Raw genomic sequence first — 19,319 nt, 5'->3', positions numbered from 1 at the left:
GGTCAGCGTTCCGTCAGCAGGGCGACCGTCATCGTCTGGTTGTGCAGCCGGCAATCGAGCATGTCGCGCATCGGCCCGATCTCGCCGTAGGAATAGAAGCCGGTCAGCACCGTGCCCGGCCCCAGCCGGTCGGCCACCGCCTGCACCTCCTCCTCCACCCGGTCGCCCATCACCAGCTTGCGCCCGACGCAGCTGACCAGCAGGGCGAGCCGGTCGTCGGCATCCTTCCCGCCATCCCCCGCTTTACCGGCGGCTGCGATGGCGCCGGCCTGCTCCGCCCCGTCGACCAGCCCGTCGGTGCTGGCATGCATCAGCCGCAGGTAATATCCCTCGTCCACCGTGCCGGCCAGGATCAGGCCGCCGGCATCCTCGTCGATGCCGAGGATGGTGCGGATCAGCCCGACCGAATCATGGTTGCGGTTCAACAGTTCGAACGGGAACAGCAGGCCGGACGCCGGCAGGTCGCGGGCATAGTCGCCGAGATAGCGCTTGTAGATGTTCAGCGCCGGTTCCCCGTCCAGCTGCAGCAGCAGGTTGCCGACCGCCCGCGTCACCTTGCGCGCCGGCCCGAACGGCTCCCATCCGCCGACGGAACCGAGCCCGAATTGCAGGGACTCGCCATAGAAGCCGACCGCGACCGCCCGCCCGTCCGACAGGCCGGACGGCCCCAGGACCAGGGTGCGGACGAAGGCGCCGCCGTCGCCCGCCAGCCCGCCGGACACCGGCACGCCCGCCGGCAGGCAGTCGACCAGCCCGTCGATCAGCGCGCTGCCGTTCACCGCGACGCCGGGGGCGAACAGAAGGACGCCGGTCAGGCCGGGCCTTGCGGCAAGCGCCTTGCCCAGAACCTCCCCCGCCTGCCCGGACTCCGCGATGGATGCGATGTCGGCCTCCGCCGCCGCGACCTCGCCGCGGTCGAACCGGATGGCGGTGACGGTGCAGGAGTCGTCGAGCACACGATCGCCGACGATCTCGCCCGCGGTGCTGCATCCGGCCAGCAATGCTCCGGGATGGGCGGCGGCGAGCGCCTCGGCGAAGCCCGGCCGGTCGAGCCGGGCGACGGAGCCGAAGACCAGCACGAGTTGAACCGGCTGCGGGGCGGCCGGCGGGCACGGCCATGCCACCGAGGGTGCGATCACCGTCTGCCAGACCCGCATGCCTCGTCTCCATTCCAGCCAGCCCGCCCGAAAGGGTAACATGAAGCCGAAGCCAGGCAGAGGCACTATTACCTTTGGATGGGGCCAGTAGTCATAATGACGCATGCCCGGATGGCTGGGCGCCCTCATTCCATCGAAAGAGGCTATGCCCTCGATGGCGGAAAATGGGAGTTCCCCCGTAAGGATCTGTCAACCACACTGCAGTATGGTTGGCTGGCCAAGCAGTGCGGAACCGAATCAATCCCTTGGGGGAGGGGGAGCGGCCGCGGCGGGGCCGATCCGGGTGCCTGCAGGCGAACGCAAACACACCCGACGAAGACACAAGGGGCGGCAAGCCAGGTCGGTCACTTTTTCCGGGAGGTTAGGGGCGCAGCATGACGATCGACGACCGCGACGATACGACGATGCCGGGTCGGCAGTATGGCGAGACACACGGCCAACCGCGCGGCCGCCGCCTGGGCGTGCGCGGCAAGCTCCTGATGGCTTTCGCCGGCATGGCGGGCATGACGGTCGCGGCCAGCGGCGTCGGCCTGACCTCCTTCTCGGCGGTGGAGGCGCCGCTGACACAGATCGTCGGCACCGGCCTGCCGGAAATGGAGCTGGCCAAGCGCCTGTCCGGCGAAAGCAGCGGCATCGCCGCCGCCGCTCCGGTGCTGGACTCCGCCGAAACCCAGGCCGAGCGCGAGCGCGCCTACCGCCAGATCATGGGCAGCGCCAAGACGCTGGCCGCCCTGGTGGACGAGCTTGGCGGCCGCCGCCCCGGCGATGCGCGCATCCCGGATCTGCGGGCCAAGACCCAGGCGCTGGTCGCCACGCTGGACAAGGAGAACGCTGCCGTCGAACGCCGCCTGTCCGTTCGCGACACCCGCGAGGAAAAGGGCGTCGGGCTGGCGACCTCCTACGACGCCTTCCTGGCCGCCCTGACGCCGCTGACCGACCGGGCCGGCGCGACCCTGCGCGGCAAGGGCGAGACGCTGGACACCAGCACCGAGCGCGACATGAACGCGCTGGGGGACGCTGTGCGCTCGCTGATCACCATGTATGAGGTGCGCGGCGACCTCAGCGTTTCGTCCGAGGCGCTGACCCGCGCCGGCGGCGCCGAGACCGCCTTCGCCGTCACCCAGCACCAGCAAAACTATCTGGAAGCCGCCGCCCGCATGGTCAGCGCCACCGCGCAGGTGGGCAGCCGCCTGAGCAAGGAGACCTCCGACGGGCTCGACGCCTTCTTCCTGCTGGGCGACGGTGCCGACGGGGTGTTCGACCTGCGCCGCAAGGCGCTGGAACTGCCGGCGGACAGCGGCGAGCGCGCCACCATCCGCCAGAAGATCGCCGATGTGCTGGCCGAGGCGGCGCGCAAGCAGGCGGCGCTGCTGGACCAGATGGAATCGCCGCTGATGCGGCTGAAGGCCGAGATCAAGCTGTCCAGCGTCAACATCCGCTCGCAGACCCGCGATTCGATGCAGGATCTGCTGGGCGACGGGCTGGCCCGCTTCCGGACATATCTGGAGCTGTCGACCTACGCAGCCGCCACCGTCGGTGCCCTGAACGAGGCGACGCAGGCCCCGACGGAGGATCGGCTGGCGACGCTGGAGGCGCGCTACGCCGCCGCCGCCAAGGCGATGACGGAGCGGTTGAAGGCTTTGCAGTCGGTCGGCGACGACGGGCTGCCGAAGCTGGTCCGCAGTGCCGAAGCCCTGATCGGCTTCGGCATGGGCGAGTCCAGCCTGTTCGCGCTGCGCCGGTCGGAGTTGCAGGCGGTCGACGAGAACGAGCTGATCCTGGCCGAGAACCGCCAGATCGCCCAGGAGTTCGCCGGCATGATCGACGGCCAGATCCTGGCGATGAAGAAGGAGGCGGATTCCGCCGCCGCCGGGGCGACCGATGCGCTGGCCACCGGCCGGATGATGCTGATCCTGTTCGCCGCCGCCAGCCTGGTCGGTGCCGCCGCGCTGGCCTGGTTCGTGGTCGGCCGCAACATCGTCGCCCGCATCGGCCAGTTGTCGGACGCCATGCGGGCGATTGCCGGCGGCAACCTCAACGCGCCGATCCCCGTCGCCGGGACGGACGAGATCGGCGACATGACCCGTGCCCTGATGGTCTTCCGCGACACCGCCAACGAGGCGAACGCCGCCAACGCCCGGGCCGAGACCGAACGCAGCCGTGCCGCCGGCGAACGCCGTCGCGCCATGGTCGAGATGGCGGAGAGTTTCGAGAGCAGCGTCCGCGGCGTGCTCGACCGTGTCGCCCGCGCCGCCGGAGAGATGCAGGACATGGCCCAGCGCATGAGCCGCAACGCCGAGGCCACCACCGGCGAGGCCTCGACCGCCGCCAGCACCTCCCAGCAGGCCGAAGGCAGCGTCAAGGCGGTGGCCGCCGCGACCGAGGAACTGTCGGCCTCCATCCAGGAGATCGGCTCGCAGGTCCACACCTCCAGCCGCATCGCCCGCAAGGCGGCCGACGAGGCCGAACGCACCGATCGCACGGTCGAGGGATTGTCGCAGAGCGCCAACAAGATCGGCGAGGTGGTCAACCTCATCAACGACATCGCCAGCCAGACCAACCTGCTGGCGCTGAACGCCACCATCGAGGCGGCGCGGGCGGGAGAGGCCGGCAAGGGCTTCGCCGTGGTGGCGAGCGAGGTGAAGAGCCTCGCCAACCAGACCGGCAAGGCGACCGAGGAAATCTCCAGCCAGATCCAGGCGATGCAGGCGGTGACGCAGGATGCGGTGGACGCCATCCGCTCCATTGCCGGCACCATTCGCGAGATCAACGAGATCGCCGCCACGGTCGCCGCCGCCGTCGAGCAGCAGAGCGCGGCCACCCGCGAGATCGCCCGCAATGTCGGCGAGGCCGCCGACGGCACCCAGCATGTGCGCCGCAACATCGACTCGGTGGCCCGTGCCGCCGCTGAATCGGGCGAGTCTGCCAATCGTGTGCTGACCGCGTCGTCCACCGTGGCGGACGAGGTGCGCTCGCTCGGCTCGCAGGTCGACAGTCTGGTCGACCGCATGCGGGCCGGTTGAGAGCCCACTTGCAGGAGATGAACTGCCCGGTCGGCGACCGGCGTCGAGGATCGGGCGATCGGCGAGGATAAGGGCACGCTATTGCCAACTCTGGCATGTCTGGTCGCCCTATCCCTCGCCTCTTTCCCGGCTTGACGCTATTTTTGCTTGTAGGAATAGTGTGTCGATGAGAATCATCGGCACACTCCTCTCGGCACTTCGTCCCAGCCTGCCGGAACAGCGCCCGGCAGGGAAAGTCTTGGCCGGACGCAAGGTCGTGCAAGTCTTTCGCCCGACTGCCGATCATCTGTCGTCGGTGTCGCCGCTGCTCGCAACCTATGCCGGCATCAGGAACTCCAGGGTGATTTTGTCGCTCTACAGGCTACCAACGGGTGAAGCGGCCGAACTGGCGATCAATGACCTGCCCACCGAATGGCTCGTGGGCCGGGCGGAGTTCGACGGCGCGAAAATCCTCGACAACGCCTTTCAGGACCTCCGGTTGACCACCATCCCGCAGGCTGCAGGGCGCAGCTTCGCATTGGTGTTGGAGTCTCCGGACGCGACCGCTGACAACGCGGTGACGGTATGGCTGCACAGCGGTGCGGCGCGCCGCATGACCGGGCATGTTGCGTGCTTTGTCGGCGGTAAGCACCAGGGCGAGTACGGGATGATGGCCGAGCTCGGCTATTCGCCGCCGCTGGCCGACGGGCCTGTGCCGCCCGGCCTGCTGCTCAGCCCGGTGACGCAGTGCAATCTCAACTGCATCCACTGCATCTCGCGGGAAATGCGTGCCTCGGTCGCCCGATTGGACGACAGGGTGCGCGAACCGATCCGTGAATGGAGCCGCCGTGGTTGGTTGCGCGGGGTGGAGACCGACTACAGCGGCGATATCCTGTGGGCCGATCACCGGTTCGGCGGCGAGCTGGATTTCATCATCGGCCTGGATGTGCCATTCCACGTCAACACGAATGGTGCTCATCTGTCCCAGGACACCTGCGAGCGGTTGCTGAAGTCCAAGCTGCGGTCCATCAACGTGTCGCTGGACGCCGCCACGGATGCCACCTATCGCCGCATCCGGCGCGGAGCACCACCACTCGACGAGGTCCTGGACAATCTGCGCCGGCTCGCAGGAGCGCGCGGTGAGCGTCGTCAGCCGACGCTGCTCCTTGGCTTTACGTTGATGCGCAGCAATTTGGAGGAATTGCTCCCGTTCATCCGGTTGGCCGCCGACCTCGGTTTCGATGTGGTCCAGTGTCGCCACCTGGAGGCCTACACCGCGGATATGGAAGCCGAGTCCTTGTGGTTCGACCAGGCCCGTTATGCCGAGGCATGGGGGATGGCGGTCGCGCTGGCGGCCGAACTTGGCATCGGCCTGGAGATTCAGGGACCGTTCGATGCGGTGCCGGCGCGGGCCGGCCGCGCCTCTTGCCCCGAGCCGTGGCGTTCGGCGGTGGTTCTGGGCAACGGTGACGTCATGGCCTGCTGCATCCCAGGAACGCGGATCGGAAACCTCCATGAGACGTCCATGGAAGATCTGTGGAACGGTCCAGGCTATCAGGCCTTCCGTCTGGCCGTGAATTCTGCCGATCCCCCGACAGCCTGCCGCACTTGCCCCATCTATCGTGACCCGCGCGATGCGGACAGCTATCTGCCGCACCGTGCCCGGCGGGTGTCCAGCACACCGGCCACTCCTCCCGGGTCCGATCCCGGCGACGTTTTCCCGTGACCTTCCACAGCCGCTCCGCCGCTCCATTCAGGGGCGGCGGAGGTGTCTTTCCGGGCTGAGGCTGTCCGGACCCATCAGCGACGGCCGGTCCTCTGCACGGTGATCGGCTGCCACAGGATCGCAGCGCCGGCACCGGCGCCGCAGGCCCCGCCGAAATAACCCTGGGTATCCTGCCCGTCCCCGGCGGTGCCTGCGGCATCGGACGTCCCTTGCCGGTGCCCGGCGATGCCGGCCGATCCCTGCCCGCGCTGCTCCGCCGGCTGGGCCATCTGCTGCTGTTGTGAGTGAGTGGTCATACCAATTCTCCTGGTGAGGCCGCGACAGCTATCAAAATATTCGCCGGCCTTCAATTCGGATTTTTGAAAGACCCCATGACTTTTTGCGGCCCTGCCATTCGTATTCGCGTGCGGCATATTGCAGCGCCGAAGATTTGAACGGCATTGCACAAGACCAGGCCAAGATAGTTGACCCGGGCGGATTTCGGGTCGCCCGCATATGGAAAAGCCCCTCGTCCACGGGGGAGGAGGGGCTTGTTCCAAACCGGCGATCTGGATTGTCAGCGATGCGGATCAGCCGCTGTTGCGCAATCCGGCAGCGATGCCGTTGATGGTCAGATGGATGCCGCGGGCGATCTGCTCGCCGCTGTCGCTGGAGCGGTGGCGCTTCAGCAACTCCACCTGGACGTGGTTGAGCGGGTCCAGATAGGGGAAGCGGTTGCGGATCGACCGCGCCAGCAGCGGGTTCTTCTCGAGCAGCGCCGACTGTTCGGTGATCGCCAGCAGGACTTCGATGCTGTCCTGCCATTCCGTGCGGATGCGCGAGAAGATGGCGTCGCGCAGCGCCGGATCGGATACCAGGCCGGCATAGCGGGACGCGATGGCGATGTTCGACTTCGCCAGCACCATGTCCATGTTGGACAGCAGCGTGCGGAAGAAGCCCCAGTCGCGGTGCATGGCGCGCAGCCGCTCCATCCCGTCCGGATGCTGGGCGAGATAGGCCTTCACCGCCGACCCGAAGCCATACCAGCCCGGCAGCATCAGGCGGCATTGCGCCCAGCTGAACACCCAGGGAATCGCGCGCAGATCCTCGATGCTGGTCGATTTCTTGCGCGAGGCCGGGCGGCTGCCGATGTTGAGGTTGGCGATCTCGCCGATCACCGTCGATTCCCAGAAATACTTCTCGAAACCGTCGGTTTCGTAGACCAGTCCGCGATAGGCCTTGAAGGCGCTCTCCGACAGCTCTTCCATGGCCTGGAGGAACAGCTCGGTGCAAGGCTCGGCCGATTCCGGATGCAGCAGCGTCGCTTCCAGGGTGGCCGCGGCCAGCGTTTCCAGGTTGCGGCGGCCGACCTCGGGGTTGGAATATTTGCCGGCGATGACCTCGCCCTGTTCGGTGATGCGGATGGCGCCTTGCACCGCGCCGGCCGGCTGGGCCAGGATCGCCTGATAGCTGGGGCCGCCGCCGCGGCCGACCGAGCCGCCGCGGCCATGGAACAGCCGCAGCCGCACGCCATGCTTGGCGAACACCTCGACCAGCGCGATCTCGGCCTTGTACAGCTCCCAGCCGGAGGTCATGAACCCGCCGTCCTTGTTGCTGTCCGAATAGCCGAGCATCACCTCCTGCAGGTTGCCGCGGCTTTCCAGGAAGCTGCGGTAGGTCGGGATCGACAGCAGCCGGTCCATGGTGGCGGCGCAGTTGCGCAGGTCGCCGATGGTCTCGAACAGCGGCGCGATGTTGAGATCCAGCGCCTTGTCCTTCGGCCGCAGCAGCCCGGCCTCCTTCAGCAGGACGGCGACCTCCAGGATGTCCGACACGCCGTCGGTCTTGGAGATGACGCAATTCACCAGCGCGTCGGTGCCGAAGCGGGCGCGGCAGTCGGCGGCGGTGCGCAGGATGTCCAGCTCCGAGCTGGTTTCCTCCGAATAACCGGCATAGCGCGATGCCAGCGGTCGGTTGGTCTCCAGCTCGCGGACCAGCAGCTCGATCCGCTCGTCCTCCGACAGCGCCGCATAGTCGACGCCGGCATCGGCGAAGGACAGCAGCTCCGCCACCGAGCGCTCATGCACGTCGGAGTTCTGGCGCAGGTCGATGCTGGCGAGATGGAAGCCGAACAGGTCGACGGCGCGGCGCAGGTGGCGCAGCCGGCCCTTGGCGAGCGCCGCCGAGCCGTTGACGGTCAGCGAGCGGTCGATGATCTCCAGGTCGGCGCGGAACTCGGCCGGGGTCGCGTAGGGCGGCGCGTCGCCCACCGCGTGCAGCGGCGCGTCCAGCCCGTCGAGGGTGCGCATGGTCGCGGCCAGCCGGGCGTAGATGCCGGAGATGGCGCGGCGGTACGGCTCCATCTTGCGGTGCGGCGACGGGTCGGGCGACCGCTCGGCCAGCTGGCGCAGCGGCTCCGACACGTCGATGACGCGGGTGCTGAGCGACAGCTCGGCGCCCAGCGTGTGCAGCTCGTCCAGGTAGAAGCGCAGGGCGCGGGTGCTCTGCATCCGCATCGCCTGGCGCAGGACGGGTGCGGTGACGAAGGGGTTGCCGTCGCGGTCGCCGCCGATCCAGCTGCCCATCCGCAGGAAGGACGGCAGCTCGGTCGTCGCCCAGGACGGGTCGGTCTTGCGCAGATGGTCTTCCAGCTGGGCGTAGAAGCGCGGCATCTCGCGCAGGAAGGTGTAGTCGTAGAAGGTCAGGCCGTTCGCCACCTCGTCCGTCACCGCCAGCTTGGTGGCGCGCAGGATCGCGGTCTGCCACAGCGTCAGGACGGCGCGCTGGAGCGATTCGAGGTTGGTGTCCTCCTCCTCCGGCGTCATCGGGCCGTGGTCGCGCTCGGCCAGCAGCTTGGCCACCGCCATCTGCACGGTCAGGATGCTCTTGCGCTGCACCTCGGTCGGGTGGGCGGTCAGCACCGGGCTGACCAGCGCGCCGTCGAAGAACTCCTTCAGCTGCTGGGTGGTGACGCCGGCCTTGATCGCCTCGTCCAGCGCATGGGCCATGGTGCCGTCGCGCGGCGACGAGCCGGCGAGCGCATGGGCGCGGGTGCGGCGGATGTGGTGCTGGTCCTCGGCGATGTTGGCGAGGTGGGAGAAGAAGCTGTAGGCCCGGACGACCCGCGCCGTCTGCGGCGGCGACAGGCTGTTCAGGATCGCTTCCAGCTCCTTGCGGGCACCCTGGTCCTCCTCGCGGTGGAAGCGGATGGAGGTCTGGCGGATCCGCTCGACGATGTCGAACACCGCCTCCCCTTCCTGGCTGCGCACGGTGTCGCCCAGGATGCGCCCGAGCAGGCGGATGTCTTCGCGGAGCGGCTGGTCCTTCGTCTCGGGACTTTCCTGAAGCAGGATGGCGGACATGGGCGGCGGTTTCCTGGTCGAGGATGGACGGAATGCGGGGGCGCGCGGCTCGAACGGGTGATGGTCAAAATTCCGGCAGGGGAGCCCCCTGCATGCGAAATGGTCAGACCATCCGGGACAGCATGCCGATTCCGTACGAAGTTTCAACCGTCCGTGTGCTTGTGCGAAATGATTTCCATAAGTCGCAGCGCTGAGAAATGCGACGTCGCATAAAGCGGCGCGCCTCTTCCCCCCGCAGCCACGATGCCCGGGCGCTACCATACGAGTTTCGGCTTGCTGCGCCTTTGCTACCATACTAGCATTCAGACGGGTCACGAACCATCCGCACACCACGCGATCCCGCTCGCAGTCCGGCCGGGCCATGGTGCGCCGGTCTCTTCCAGTATGCCGGCCACACCTGGAAAAATGCCTGAAACGGGAGAAATCCAAATGATCGACCAAGGGATTTCACGGCGTGGCTTCCTTGCGCCCTGCGGCGTGATGCTGGATCGCGGCTTTCGCGGGAATGACGGATATGGGAAAGATTCGCGAGATCATGGGTGATCACAAACAGGACGCAGGAAATCCATCCCTCGCTCCGGTCATGCGGCGGCAAGTCGTCTGTGGAACTTCGCAAGACGGCCCTTGCCCCGGCAGAGGTTTTCTGCAAGACGCGCATGATGCCCATCCGGACATGCGGGAAATACTCTTGCCGCGCGCTTGGTATGGTAGTATCCTGATAGATCATATATCTGCCCCGTTCCTTCGGGCAGGCTTCGAGGCCCCACCAACCATGACGTGCCGATGCTGAACAAGATCGACCTGGAGTCCGGCGAGCCGATCGCGCGGCGGGTGTACCGGGTGCTGCGGCAGGCCATCGTGACGATGCAGTTCCGCCCCGGTCAGGCCCTGTCGGAGCAGGAGATCGCCGACCAGCTCGGCGTCAGCCGCCAGCCGGTGCGCGAGGCCTTCATCAAGCTGAGCGAGGCCGGGCTGCTGACCATCCGGCCGCAGCGCGGCACCTTCGTCGTCAAGATCTCGGTCAAGCAGGTGCTCGACGCCCGCTTCGTCCGCGAGGCGGTGGAGACCGCCGTGGTGCGCAAGGCCTGCGAGACCATCACCCCGGCCGGCCTCGCCGAGTTGCGCGACAACATCAAGGCCCAGTGGGACATTGCCGACGAGCCGGTGCCCGTCCGCTTCCTGGAACTGGACGAGGCGTTCCACCGCACCATCGCCATCGGGGCTGAGTGTGACTACGCCTGGCGCATCGTCGAGGAGACGAAGGCGCAGATGGACCGGGTCCGCTATCTCAGCGTGCCCTACGCGACGCCGATCCGCCGGCTGATCGCCCAGCACCAGGCTGTGCTGGATGCCATCGTCGCCCGCGATCCGGTGAAGGCCGACGCGGCGATGGGCCTGCATCTGCGCGAGATCCTGACCTCGCTGCCCGAGCTGGAGGGCAAGTTCCCCGACCTGTTCAACGAGGAGGACGGCGCCGCGGCGCTTCCTGCCAAGGCGTCGTCCAGGGGGCGGGCGCGCGCCGCCGCTCTGCGATGATCGGCCGCATTTAATTCATGGGAGGAACAATCCGGGTTGCCCTCACCTGCATGTCTTGGCATACTACCATACAAGAATGCGAGCACATGGCCGGTGTGCCAGGTCTCGCCAGGGAGGAAAACTGTCGATGCCGTCCGCACCACCCGCCGAACGCCGGAGTGAAAACCCGGGCGAGCGCCCGAGTGACCGCCTGAACGCCTCCAGCCTCGCCGCCCTGCCGGCGGCGGTGGCGCAGCCGGCCTATGACCGCGGCCACCTGGAGATCGGCATCGTCCATCTCGGCGTCGGCGCTTTCCAGCGCGCCCACCAGGCGGCCTACACCGACGCCCTGCTGGAGCGGGAGTTCGGGCCGTGGGGCATTGCCGGGGTCAGCCTGCGCAGCCCTGACACCCGCGATGCGCTGGAGCCTCAGGACGGGCTCTACACCATGGCGGTGCGTGATGCCGGCGGCGAGCGGCTGCGGGTGATCGGCTGCCTGCTGGAGCTGCTGGTGGCGCACGAGGATCCGGACGCGGTGCTGGAGCGGATGACCCGCCCGTCGGTCCGCATCGTCACCCTGACGGTGACCGAGAAGGGCTATTGCCACGACCCGGCGACCGGCGCGCTCAACGAGGGCCATCCCGATATCCGCCACGACCTGGACATGCCGGCCAAGCCGCGCACCGCCATCGGTTTCCTGGCCGAGGCGCTGGCCCGCCGCCGCGCCGCCGGGCTGGCCCCCTTCACCGTGCTGAGCTGCGACAACCTGCCCGGCAACGGCGACACCGTCGCCCGAATCCTGCGCCGCTTCGCCGAGCTGCGCGACCCGGCCTTCGGCGCCTGGGTGGCCGACGCGGTCGCCTGCCCCAACAGCATGGTCGACCGCATCGTCCCCGCCACCACCGAGGCCGACCGCGCCCGTGTGTCCGCGGCGCTGGGCCGGCGGGACGCATGGCCGGTGGTGACCGAGCCCTTCACCCAATGGGTGGTCGAGGACCGCTTCCCCGCCGGCCGCCCGGCCTGGGAGACGGTTGGGGTGGAACTGGTCGCCGACGTCCATCCCTACGAGACGATGAAGCTGCGGCTGCTGAACGGCAGCCATTCCACCATCGCCTATCTGGGCTATCTGGCCGGCTACGAGACGGTGTCGGACACCATGGCCGACCAGGATTTCGCCACGCTGGTCCGCAACCTGATGGACCAGGAGACAGGGCCGACCCTGCACATGCCGCCCGGCGCGGATCTGGAGCAGTACAAGGACGCGCTGATCACCCGCTTCCGCAATCCGGCGCTGCGCCACCGCACCTGGCAGATCGCCATGGACGGCACGCAGAAGCTGCCGCAGCGGCTGCTGAACCCGATCCGCGACCGGTTGGCCGCCGGTCTGCCCATCGACCGGCTGGCTTTGGCCGTCGCCGCCTGGATGCGCTACGTCGCCGGCACCGACGAGAAGGGCCAGCCCATCGACGTGCGCGATCCGCTGGCCGCCGGGCTGGCGGAGATCGCCGGCCGGACCGCAGGCGACCCCGAGCGGTTGGCAACGGCGCTGTTCGGCCTGACCGCGGTGTTCGGCGAGGATCTGCCGCGCGACCCGCGCTTCACCGGCCCGGTGGTCGCGGCGCTGCACCGCCTGTTCGCCGAGGGTGCCCGCGCCGTTGTTGCCGCCACCGCCTGACCCGTTTCAAACCTTCTTCGAGCAAAGGGAGTATTCCCCGTGGTTGCCCTGACCGTCGAAAAGCCGCATGTGCTGGCCCTGCGTCCCGACAGCGGCCCGGCCGCCGGGTCGGTGAAGCCGGGCGAGGTGCTGGTGCGCGTCCAGCGTGCCGGCATCTGCGGGTCGGACCTGCACATCTACCACGGCTCCAACCCCTTCGCGGTCTACCCGCGTGTGATCGGCCACGAGTTCAGCGGCACGGTCGAGGCGGTCGGCGACGGCGTGGCCAATGTCGCTGCCGGCGACCATGTGGTGGTCGATCCGGTGGTGTCCTGCGGCCGCTGCTATGCCTGCCGGGCCGGGCGGACCAATGTCTGCGCCAACCTGGAGGTGTTCGGCGTCCACCGCGACGGCGGTTTCCGCAACCATGTCCTGGTGCCGGCGGCCAATGCGGTGAAGGTGCGCTCCGACCTGCCCTTCTCCATCGCGGCATTGGCCGAACCCTTCTCCATCGCCGCCAACGTGCTGTCGCGCACCGGCATCGGCGCCGACGACACGGTGCTGGTCTATGGCGCCGGCACGGTCGGGCTGACTGTGGTGCAGGTCGCCAAGCTGCACGGCGCCCGCTGCATCGTCGCCGACCTCGACGACAGCCGGCTGGAGCGGGCGAAGGAGTTCGGTGCCGACGTCATCCTCAATTCCGCGCGGGTGTCTGTGCCCGACGCCGTGCGCGACGAGAATGACGGGCTCGGCCCCACCGTGGTGATCGACGGGGCCGGCGTGCCGGCGCTGCTGGAGGAGGCCTGCCGTGTCGCCAGCCCGGCCGCGCGCATCGGCCTGCTCGGATTCTCGCCCGGCCCCTGCAACATCAGCCAGCAGGAGATCGTGAAGAAGGAGCTGACGCTGGTCGGCTCCCGCCTGAACCGCCGGCTGCTGCCGCAGGTGGTGGAGTGGCTGGAGAGCGGCCGGCTGAAGCCGGCGGCGATGATCACCCAGGTCTTCCCGATCGCCGACGCGGCGAGCGCCTTCGCCCTGATCGAGACCGACCCGTCGAGCACGATCAAGGTCCAGCTCGACTTCGAGTCCTGACCGCACCGCCGGTACACCGAGTGTTCGAACAAGGGCAGGCATCCGACCCGCCCCCCAACGGAGGAACCCCACCATGAACAGCAAGACCCCGATTTCGCGCCGCTCGCTGGCCAGGAGCATCGGTCTCGGCGCCGGCCTCGCCGCCGGTGCGACGCTGCTGGGCGGCATCGCCGCGCCGGCCATCGTCCGCGCCCAGGGCAAGACGATGCTGAAGCTCGGCCACCTCGCCAACGAGGACAATGTCTGGCACAAGGCGTCGCAGGTCTTCGCCGAGGAAGTCGCCAAGCGCACCAACGGCGCGGTCGAGGTCAAGGTGTTCCCCAACGAGCAGCTCGGCAAGGAAACCGACCTGATCAAGGGCATCCAGCTCGGCACCATCGACTTCACCATCACCGGCGAGTCGCTGCAGAACTGGGCGCCGGCCGCGGCCCTGCTGGCGGTTCCCTATGCGATCCGCGACCTCGACCATCTCGACAAGGTCGTCACCGGCGAGCCGGGCCGCAAGATCGCCGAATCCATCGAGCAGAAGACCCAGCTGCTGCCGCTGACCTATTTCGCCCGCGGCCCGCGCAACCTGACCAGCAAGCGCCCGATCAAGTCGCCCGCCGACCTGAACGGCCTGAAGATGCGCGTGCCCAACGTGCCGCTGTTCGTGTCCTTCTGGCAGGGCCTGGGCGCCAAGCCGACGCCGATGGCCTTCTCCGAAGTGTTCACCGGCCTGCAGAACGACACCATCGAGGCGCAGGAGAACCCGCTGGCCCTGATCAAGTCGGCGAGCTTCTACGAGGTCCAGAAATACGTGAACCAGACGGAGCACGTCATCAGCTGGATCTATCTGGTCGGCGGCTCCAAGCGGCTGGGCCGCCTGCCGGCCGAGCAGCGCACCGCCATCATGGAAGCCGCCAAGGCGGCGCAGGCTGCCGAGCGCAAGCTGTTCATCGAGGACGAGACCAAGCTCGCCGCCGACCTGAAGGCCAAGGGCATGGAGTTCGTGGCGGTTGACAAGGCCGCCTTCGCCGAGAAGGGCCGTCCGGCCGTGGTCGCCGCCCTGTCGCCGGAGATCAAGCCGATCTACGACGAAATCCTCGCGGTCAAGTGATCGGGGATCGAAGGCCCCCTCTTCCCCGACGGGAGAGGGGGCCTTTCCGCCCTCCAACCGCATGAGTGCCTTTCCGATGCGCAACGCCTTTTCCGCCGCGGTGGCGGCCGTATCCGCCCTTTGCCGCTGGGGAACCCTGGCGGCCATCGGCGTCCTGATCGTCGTCGTGACCATCCAGGTGCTGGGCCGCGTGCCCGGATTCCCCTCGCCGCCCTGGACCGAGGAGGTGGCCCGCTTCGCGCTGGTCCATCTGGTCGCCTTCTCCTGCGGGCTGGCGCTGCTGCGCGGCGAGCTGGTGAATGTCGACATGTTCATCCTGCTGCTGCCCAAGCCGTTGCAATGGGCGGTCGCCCGGCTGGTCGACGTGGCGATCCTGGTCTTCGCCGTCGCGATCATTCCCGGCGCCTGGGACTATGTGGTCGGCAGCGTCGGCGAGCGCGCGCGCTCCATCGACGTGCCGATGATCTGGGTCTATGTCGTGACGCTGATCATCCCGGTCTCGCTCGCCTTCTTCTCGATCGCCCGCCTTGCCGGGTTCGGACGCGACACGGCGTCGCCCAGCCACGGGGAAACCGTCTGATGGTCACCGCACTGTTCCTCACCTTCGCCATCCTGCTGATCCTGGGTGCGCCGGTCGGCATCGCGCTGGGCGGCGCCTCGGCGGTCTATCTGGTCGGCAGCGACATCGACCTCGCGGTGGTGCCCCAGTTCATGTATGCGGGCATGGACAGCTTCGTCCTGCTGTGCATTCCGGGATTCGTGCTGGCCGGCAACCTGATGAACGGCGGGGGCATCACCGACCAGATCGTGCAGTTCAGCAACCGTCTGGTCGGCCATATCCGCGGCGGTCTCGGGCTGGCCAACGTGACGGGATCGATGGTGTTCGCCGGCATCTCCGGCACCGCGGTGGCGGAGACCGCCTCCATCGGCGCGGTGATGATCCCGGCGATGCGCAAGTCGGGCTATGACGCGCCCTTCGCCGCAGCGGTGACCGCCGCCGCCTCCACCGTCGGGCCGATCATCCCGCCGAGCGTGCCGATGATCATCGTCGGCACCCTGACCGGCCTGTCGGTCGGCAAGATGTTCATGGCCGGCGCCATTCCGGGCCTGCTGCTCGGCGTCGGCATGATGCTGACGGTGTGGATCCTGGCGCGGGTGCGCAATTACCCCAAGGAGCCCTGGCAGGGCTTCGGCGCGCTGCTCCGCGCCAGCCGCGGCGCCTTCTGGGCGCTGCTGATGACGGCGATCATCCTGTTCGGCATCGTCGGCGGCTATTTCACCCCGACCGAGGCGTCGGTGGTGGCGGCGATCTACGCCTTCGTCATCGGCCTGTTCGTCTACAAGGGCTTCACGCTGCGCGACCTGCCGGCGATCCTGCTGGAAAGCGCCATCGGCTCGGGTGGGCTGATCCTGTTGGTCGGGCTGGCCAACGTGTTCGGCTGGATCCTGACCAGCGAGCAGATTCCGCAGGCGATCGCCGCCTCGATGCTGGCGCTGACGACGAACAAGTACCTGATCATCCTGATGATCAACATCCTGCTGCTGATCGTCGGCACCTTCATGGAGACGATCGCGGCGTTGATCATCCTGTTCCCGCCGCTGCTGGCGGTGGCGGTCCAGGTCGGCATCGACCCGATCCATTTCGCCACCTTCGCCGTGCTGAACCTGATGATCGGGCTGACCACCCCGCCGGTCGGCGTCTGCCTGTTCGTCGCCGCCAACATCGCGAAGATCTCGCTGGGTGCCATCACCAAGGCGATCTGGCCGTTCCTGCTGTGCAACATCCTGATCCTGCTGCTGGTCTCCTACGTGCCGGCGCTGTCGCTCTGGCTGCCGGGCCTGCTGTTCCGCTGACCGCCGTTGGCGACCGTTCAAATCCAAAGCCCTTTCCCAAGGAGTTCGAAGCCATGGAACAGTCCTGGCGCTGGTTCGGCCCTGAAGACGCCATCCAGCTCAACCACATCTGCCAAGCCGGCGCCACCGGCGTCGTCACCGCGCTGCACCACATCCCCTACGGCGTCGTCTGGTCGGTCGAGGAAATCCAGAAGCGCAAGGCGATGATCGAGTCCAATGAGGAACTCGGCCTCAGCTGGACCGTGACCGAAAGCCTGCCGATCCACGAGGCGATCAAGATCGGCGAAGGCGACCTGACCGAGCTGTTCGACAATTACCGCCAGTCGATGCGCAACCTCGCCGCCTGCGGCGTGACGACGATCTGCTACAACTTCATGCCGGTGCTGGACTGGACCCGCACCGAGCTTGCCGCGGCGCTGCCGGGCGGCGGCACCTCGCTGCGCTTCAATGCCCACGAGCATGCGGCCTTCGACGTCTTCATGCTGGAGCGTCCGGGCGCCGAGGCGGACCATTCCCCCGAGGTCCTGGCCAAGGCCAGGGAGTGGTTCGACCGCTCGTCGGAAAGCGACCGCGACAAGCTGCTGTCGAACATCATGGCCGGCCTGCCGGGCGCCTATGACCGCTACGACATCCCCGGCCTGCGCAAGATGATCGCGCGCTTCAACGGCATGAGCGCCGACGGCCTGCGCGAGACGCTGGCCCGCTTTCTGCGCGAGGTGATCCCGACCGCGGAAGAGGTCGGGATCCGCATGGCGATCCACCCCGACGACCCGCCGCGCCCGCTGTTCGGCCTGCCGCGCATCGTCAGCACCGAGGACGACCTCGCCCACCTGATCGACGCGGTGAAGTCGCCCAACAACGGCCTGACCTTCTGCACCGGCTCGCTGGGTGCCGGCCAGACCAACGACGTGCCGGCGATGGCCAGGCGCTTCGTCGAGGACATCCACTTCGTCCATCTGCGCAACGTCGCCAAGGAAGCGGACGGCTCCTTCGAGGAGGCCGACCATCTCGGTGGCGACGTCGACATGGTGTCGGTCGTCACCACCCTGCTGGAAGAGCAGAAGCGCCGCCAGGATGCCGGAAACGACAACTGGCGCCTGCCCTTCCGCCCCGACCATGGCCATGAGCTGCTGGACGACATCGGCAAGCCGACCCACCCCGGCTATCCGATGATCGGCCGCCTGCGCGGTCTGGCCGAAATCCGCGGCGTGATGACCGCGGTCGCGGCGATGAAGCAGCTGCCGGTCTGAGGACGGGCGCGGGAATGGTGCGCCGGCCTCACCCGCCGGCGCGCATCCCCAGCCGGGCGAGCTTCTTGTAGAAGGCGGCGCGCGAGATGCCGAGCGCCCGCGCCGCCTCCGACGCCCGTCCGTTGCTGGCCGCAAGGGCCCGGCCCAGCAACGCGCGTTCGAACTCATCGAAGGCCTCGTCATAGCCCGGCAGGGGCTCCGGCTCCGGCATCGCCCGACGGACGCTTGGCGGCCGGGCCGGTGCCGGAGTGTCCGTCGCCTCCGTCGCGCCGGCGTCGGGCAGCGCCTCCGCCAGGTCGGCGGCGGTCAGGCGGCGGTTGTCGGTCAGCAGGCAGGTGCGTTCCAGCACGTTGCGCAGCTCGCGCACGTTGCCGGGCCAGTGGTGGCGGCCGAGCGCCTCGACCGCTTCCGGCGTCAGGCCGCGCAGCGGCAGCCCGGTTCGGGCGGCGATCTCCTGCAGGATCGATTCGGCGATGGCCTCCAGCCCGCCGCCCATCTCGGCCAGGGCAGGCAGGCGGATCGGCAGCACGTTCAGCCGGTAATAGAGGTCGGAGCGGAAGCGGCCGTCGCGGATCCGCCGTTCCAGGTCGACGTTGGTGGCGGCGATCACCCGCACGTCCACCTTCACCGGCCGGTCGGAGCCCAGCGGCTCGATCTCCTGCTCCTGCAAGGCCCGCAGCAGCTTGGCCTGGAGGCCGAGCGGCATGTCGCCGATCTCGTCCAGGAACAGGGTGCCGCCGTTTGCGGTCTTGAAGCGCCCCTCGCGGCCCCGGCGGTCGAGCCCGGTATAGGCGCCGGGCACCGCGCCGAAGAACTCGGCCTCCAGCAGCGTTTCCGGGATCGCCGCGACGTTGACGCCGACAAAGGACCGGCCGCTGCGGGCGGACAGGCCGTGGATGGCCTGGGCGATCAGCTCCTTGCCGGTGCCGGTCTCGCCCAGCAGCAGGATCGGCGCGTCGGTGCGGGCGGCAAGGCGTGCCTTGCGCTTGACCTCCAGGCAGACCGGGCTGTCGCCGACATAGCTTTGCAGCGTGTAGCGCGGCTGCCGCCCCTCATCCAACCGCCGCTTGGTTGCCGCCAGCTCCGCCTCCAGCCGCGACAGCTCGGCCAGCAGCGGTTTCAGCCGGTGCAGGCTGTCATACAGCACGAAGCCGACGGCGCCGATGATCGCGCCCCGGTCGTCGGTCAGCGGAAAGCGCGTCACCACCAGCCGCTGGGTGCCGAACAGCATCAAATCGAGCAGGATCGGCTGGCCGGTCGCCAGCACCTGACGCATCTGCGAATGGGGGATGATGTCCTCGACCTCGCGGCCGATGGCGAGGGCGGGATCGGAGATGCCGAGCATGCGGGCGTATTTGGCGTTGATCCACACCACCCGCGCGTCGCGGTCGACCGCCACCGTGCCCTCGGACTGGGTTTCCAGCGCCTCGAACAGCGAGGGCATCGCCCGGCTGCGCAGCAGCGCCGCCCCGCCGGGCAGCGCATCGAGGAAACGTCCGTCGTCCTGGCGTTCATGGTCCCGATCCGTCACGCCATCGTTCCCGTCAGTCTCGTTCCAGGCCCGTTATCGGACGGCGGGGCCGAAACCGCAACAGCGCCACGCGGCTGTACCGACGGTATACCCGGTGCAAC

At 68.3% G+C, this 19,319-nt stretch carries 13 protein-coding genes; 9 read left to right on the top strand and 4 right to left on the bottom strand.

Translation table 11 applies throughout. The features are described 5' to 3' along the window. Positions 1 to 2 precede the first annotated feature (2 nt). Positions 3 to 1,157 carry an FIST signal transduction protein gene (locus AL072_RS28965; protein WP_045584967.1) on the bottom strand — a complete coding sequence of 385 codons (1,155 nt, stop codon included), beginning with the start codon at positions 1,155 to 1,157 and terminating at the stop codon, positions 3 to 5. Positions 1,158 to 1,531: 374 nt separating this feature from the next. Between AL072_RS28965 and AL072_RS28960 the strand changes: the two genes are divergently transcribed. Then, positions 1,532 to 4,180, top strand: coding sequence for a methyl-accepting chemotaxis protein (locus AL072_RS28960; RefSeq protein WP_045584966.1), 2,649 nt, complete (start codon positions 1,532 to 1,534; stop codon positions 4,178 to 4,180). 166 nt (positions 4,181 to 4,346) lie between these two features. Next, the gene (locus AL072_RS28955; RefSeq protein WP_082109266.1) at positions 4,347 to 5,885 is read left to right on the top strand and encodes an SPASM domain-containing protein; all 1,539 of its coding nucleotides are present in this window, start codon (positions 4,347 to 4,349) and stop codon (positions 5,883 to 5,885) included. A gap of 74 nt (positions 5,886 to 5,959) precedes the next feature. Here AL072_RS28955 and AL072_RS28950 read toward each other — a convergent pair whose 3' ends face one another. Next, entirely contained in the window at positions 5,960 to 6,181 is a 222-nt protein-coding gene (locus tag AL072_RS28950; protein WP_045584964.1) for a hypothetical protein, read from the bottom strand. Positions 6,182 to 6,454: 273 nt separating this feature from the next. Continuing rightward, positions 6,455 to 9,226: a phosphoenolpyruvate carboxylase gene (ppc, locus tag AL072_RS28945; RefSeq protein WP_045584963.1), complete on the bottom strand. Its 2,772-nt coding sequence runs from the start codon at positions 9,224 to 9,226 to the stop codon at positions 6,455 to 6,457. A 783-nt stretch (positions 9,227 to 10,009) separates the two neighbouring features. Between ppc and AL072_RS28940 the strand changes: the two genes are divergently transcribed. The 7 genes from AL072_RS28940 to uxuA all read left to right on the top strand — a co-directional run bounded on the left by AL072_RS28940 (position 10,010) and on the right by uxuA (position 17,687). Continuing rightward, complete coding sequence (locus AL072_RS28940) at positions 10,010 to 10,762, top strand: GntR family transcriptional regulator (RefSeq protein ID WP_045584962.1); 753 nt, start codon at positions 10,010 to 10,012, stop codon at positions 10,760 to 10,762. A gap of 127 nt (positions 10,763 to 10,889) precedes the next feature. Beyond that, positions 10,890 to 12,416 (top strand): mannitol dehydrogenase family protein, encoded by a 1,527-nt coding sequence (locus tag AL072_RS28935; protein WP_045584961.1) that lies wholly within the window; start codon positions 10,890 to 10,892, stop codon positions 12,414 to 12,416. A gap of 39 nt (positions 12,417 to 12,455) precedes the next feature. Then, on the top strand, positions 12,456 to 13,484 hold the full coding sequence (locus tag AL072_RS28930) for a Zn-dependent oxidoreductase (protein WP_045584960.1): 1,029 nt from the start codon (positions 12,456 to 12,458) through the stop codon (positions 13,482 to 13,484). Between the two features lie 73 nt (positions 13,485 to 13,557). Then, positions 13,558 to 14,583, top strand: coding sequence for a TRAP transporter substrate-binding protein (locus AL072_RS28925; protein ID WP_082109265.1), 1,026 nt, complete (start codon positions 13,558 to 13,560; stop codon positions 14,581 to 14,583). 76 nt (positions 14,584 to 14,659) lie between these two features. After that, entirely contained in the window at positions 14,660 to 15,163 is a 504-nt protein-coding gene (locus tag AL072_RS28920; RefSeq protein WP_045585270.1) for a TRAP transporter small permease, read from the top strand. Continuing rightward, positions 15,163 to 16,437 carry a TRAP transporter large permease gene (locus AL072_RS28915; RefSeq protein WP_082109264.1) on the top strand — a complete coding sequence of 425 codons (1,275 nt, stop codon included), beginning with the start codon at positions 15,163 to 15,165 and terminating at the stop codon, positions 16,435 to 16,437. Before AL072_RS28920 ends, AL072_RS28915 begins: the two co-directional genes overlap by 1 nt. A gap of 53 nt (positions 16,438 to 16,490) precedes the next feature. Continuing rightward, complete coding sequence (uxuA, locus tag AL072_RS28910) at positions 16,491 to 17,687, top strand: mannonate dehydratase (protein WP_045584959.1); 1,197 nt, start codon at positions 16,491 to 16,493, stop codon at positions 17,685 to 17,687. 28 nt (positions 17,688 to 17,715) lie between these two features. Here uxuA and AL072_RS28905 read toward each other — a convergent pair whose 3' ends face one another. Continuing rightward, on the bottom strand, positions 17,716 to 19,218 hold the full coding sequence (locus AL072_RS28905) for a sigma-54 interaction domain-containing protein (RefSeq protein WP_082109263.1): 1,503 nt from the start codon (positions 19,216 to 19,218) through the stop codon (positions 17,716 to 17,718). Positions 19,219 to 19,319 lie beyond the last annotated feature (101 nt).

It is taken from the genome of Azospirillum thiophilum, assembly GCF_001305595.1.
Taxonomy (GTDB): Bacteria; Pseudomonadota; Alphaproteobacteria; order Azospirillales; family Azospirillaceae; genus Azospirillum; species Azospirillum thiophilum.
The sequence above is the reverse complement of the archived record's forward strand: the minus strand, read 5'-3'. Positions and strand labels throughout refer to the sequence as shown.

What these genes read in the sequence shown, in the direction of transcription:
- AL072_RS28965 (WP_045584967.1), bottom strand. Translation starts at nt 1,157, where the DNA reads ATGCGGGTCTGGCAGACGGTGATCGCACCCTCGGTGGCATGGCCGTGC.
- AL072_RS28960 (WP_045584966.1), top strand. Translation starts at nt 1,532, where the DNA reads ATGACGATCGACGACCGCGACGATACGACGATGCCGGGTCGGCAGTAT.
- AL072_RS28955 (WP_082109266.1), top strand. Translation starts at nt 4,347, where the DNA reads ATGAGAATCATCGGCACACTCCTCTCGGCACTTCGTCCCAGCCTGCCG.
- AL072_RS28950 (WP_045584964.1), bottom strand. Translation starts at nt 6,181, where the DNA reads ATGACCACTCACTCACAACAGCAGCAGATGGCCCAGCCGGCGGAGCAG.
- ppc (WP_045584963.1), bottom strand. Translation starts at nt 9,226, where the DNA reads ATGTCCGCCATCCTGCTTCAGGAAAGTCCCGAGACGAAGGACCAGCCG.
- AL072_RS28940 (WP_045584962.1), top strand. Translation starts at nt 10,010, where the DNA reads ATGCTGAACAAGATCGACCTGGAGTCCGGCGAGCCGATCGCGCGGCGG.
- AL072_RS28935 (WP_045584961.1), top strand. Translation starts at nt 10,890, where the DNA reads ATGCCGTCCGCACCACCCGCCGAACGCCGGAGTGAAAACCCGGGCGAG.
- AL072_RS28925 (WP_082109265.1), top strand. Translation starts at nt 13,558, where the DNA reads ATGAACAGCAAGACCCCGATTTCGCGCCGCTCGCTGGCCAGGAGCATC.
- AL072_RS28920 (WP_045585270.1), top strand. Translation starts at nt 14,660, where the DNA reads ATGCGCAACGCCTTTTCCGCCGCGGTGGCGGCCGTATCCGCCCTTTGC.
- AL072_RS28915 (WP_082109264.1), top strand. Translation starts at nt 15,163, where the DNA reads ATGGTCACCGCACTGTTCCTCACCTTCGCCATCCTGCTGATCCTGGGT.
- uxuA (WP_045584959.1), top strand. Translation starts at nt 16,491, where the DNA reads ATGGAACAGTCCTGGCGCTGGTTCGGCCCTGAAGACGCCATCCAGCTC.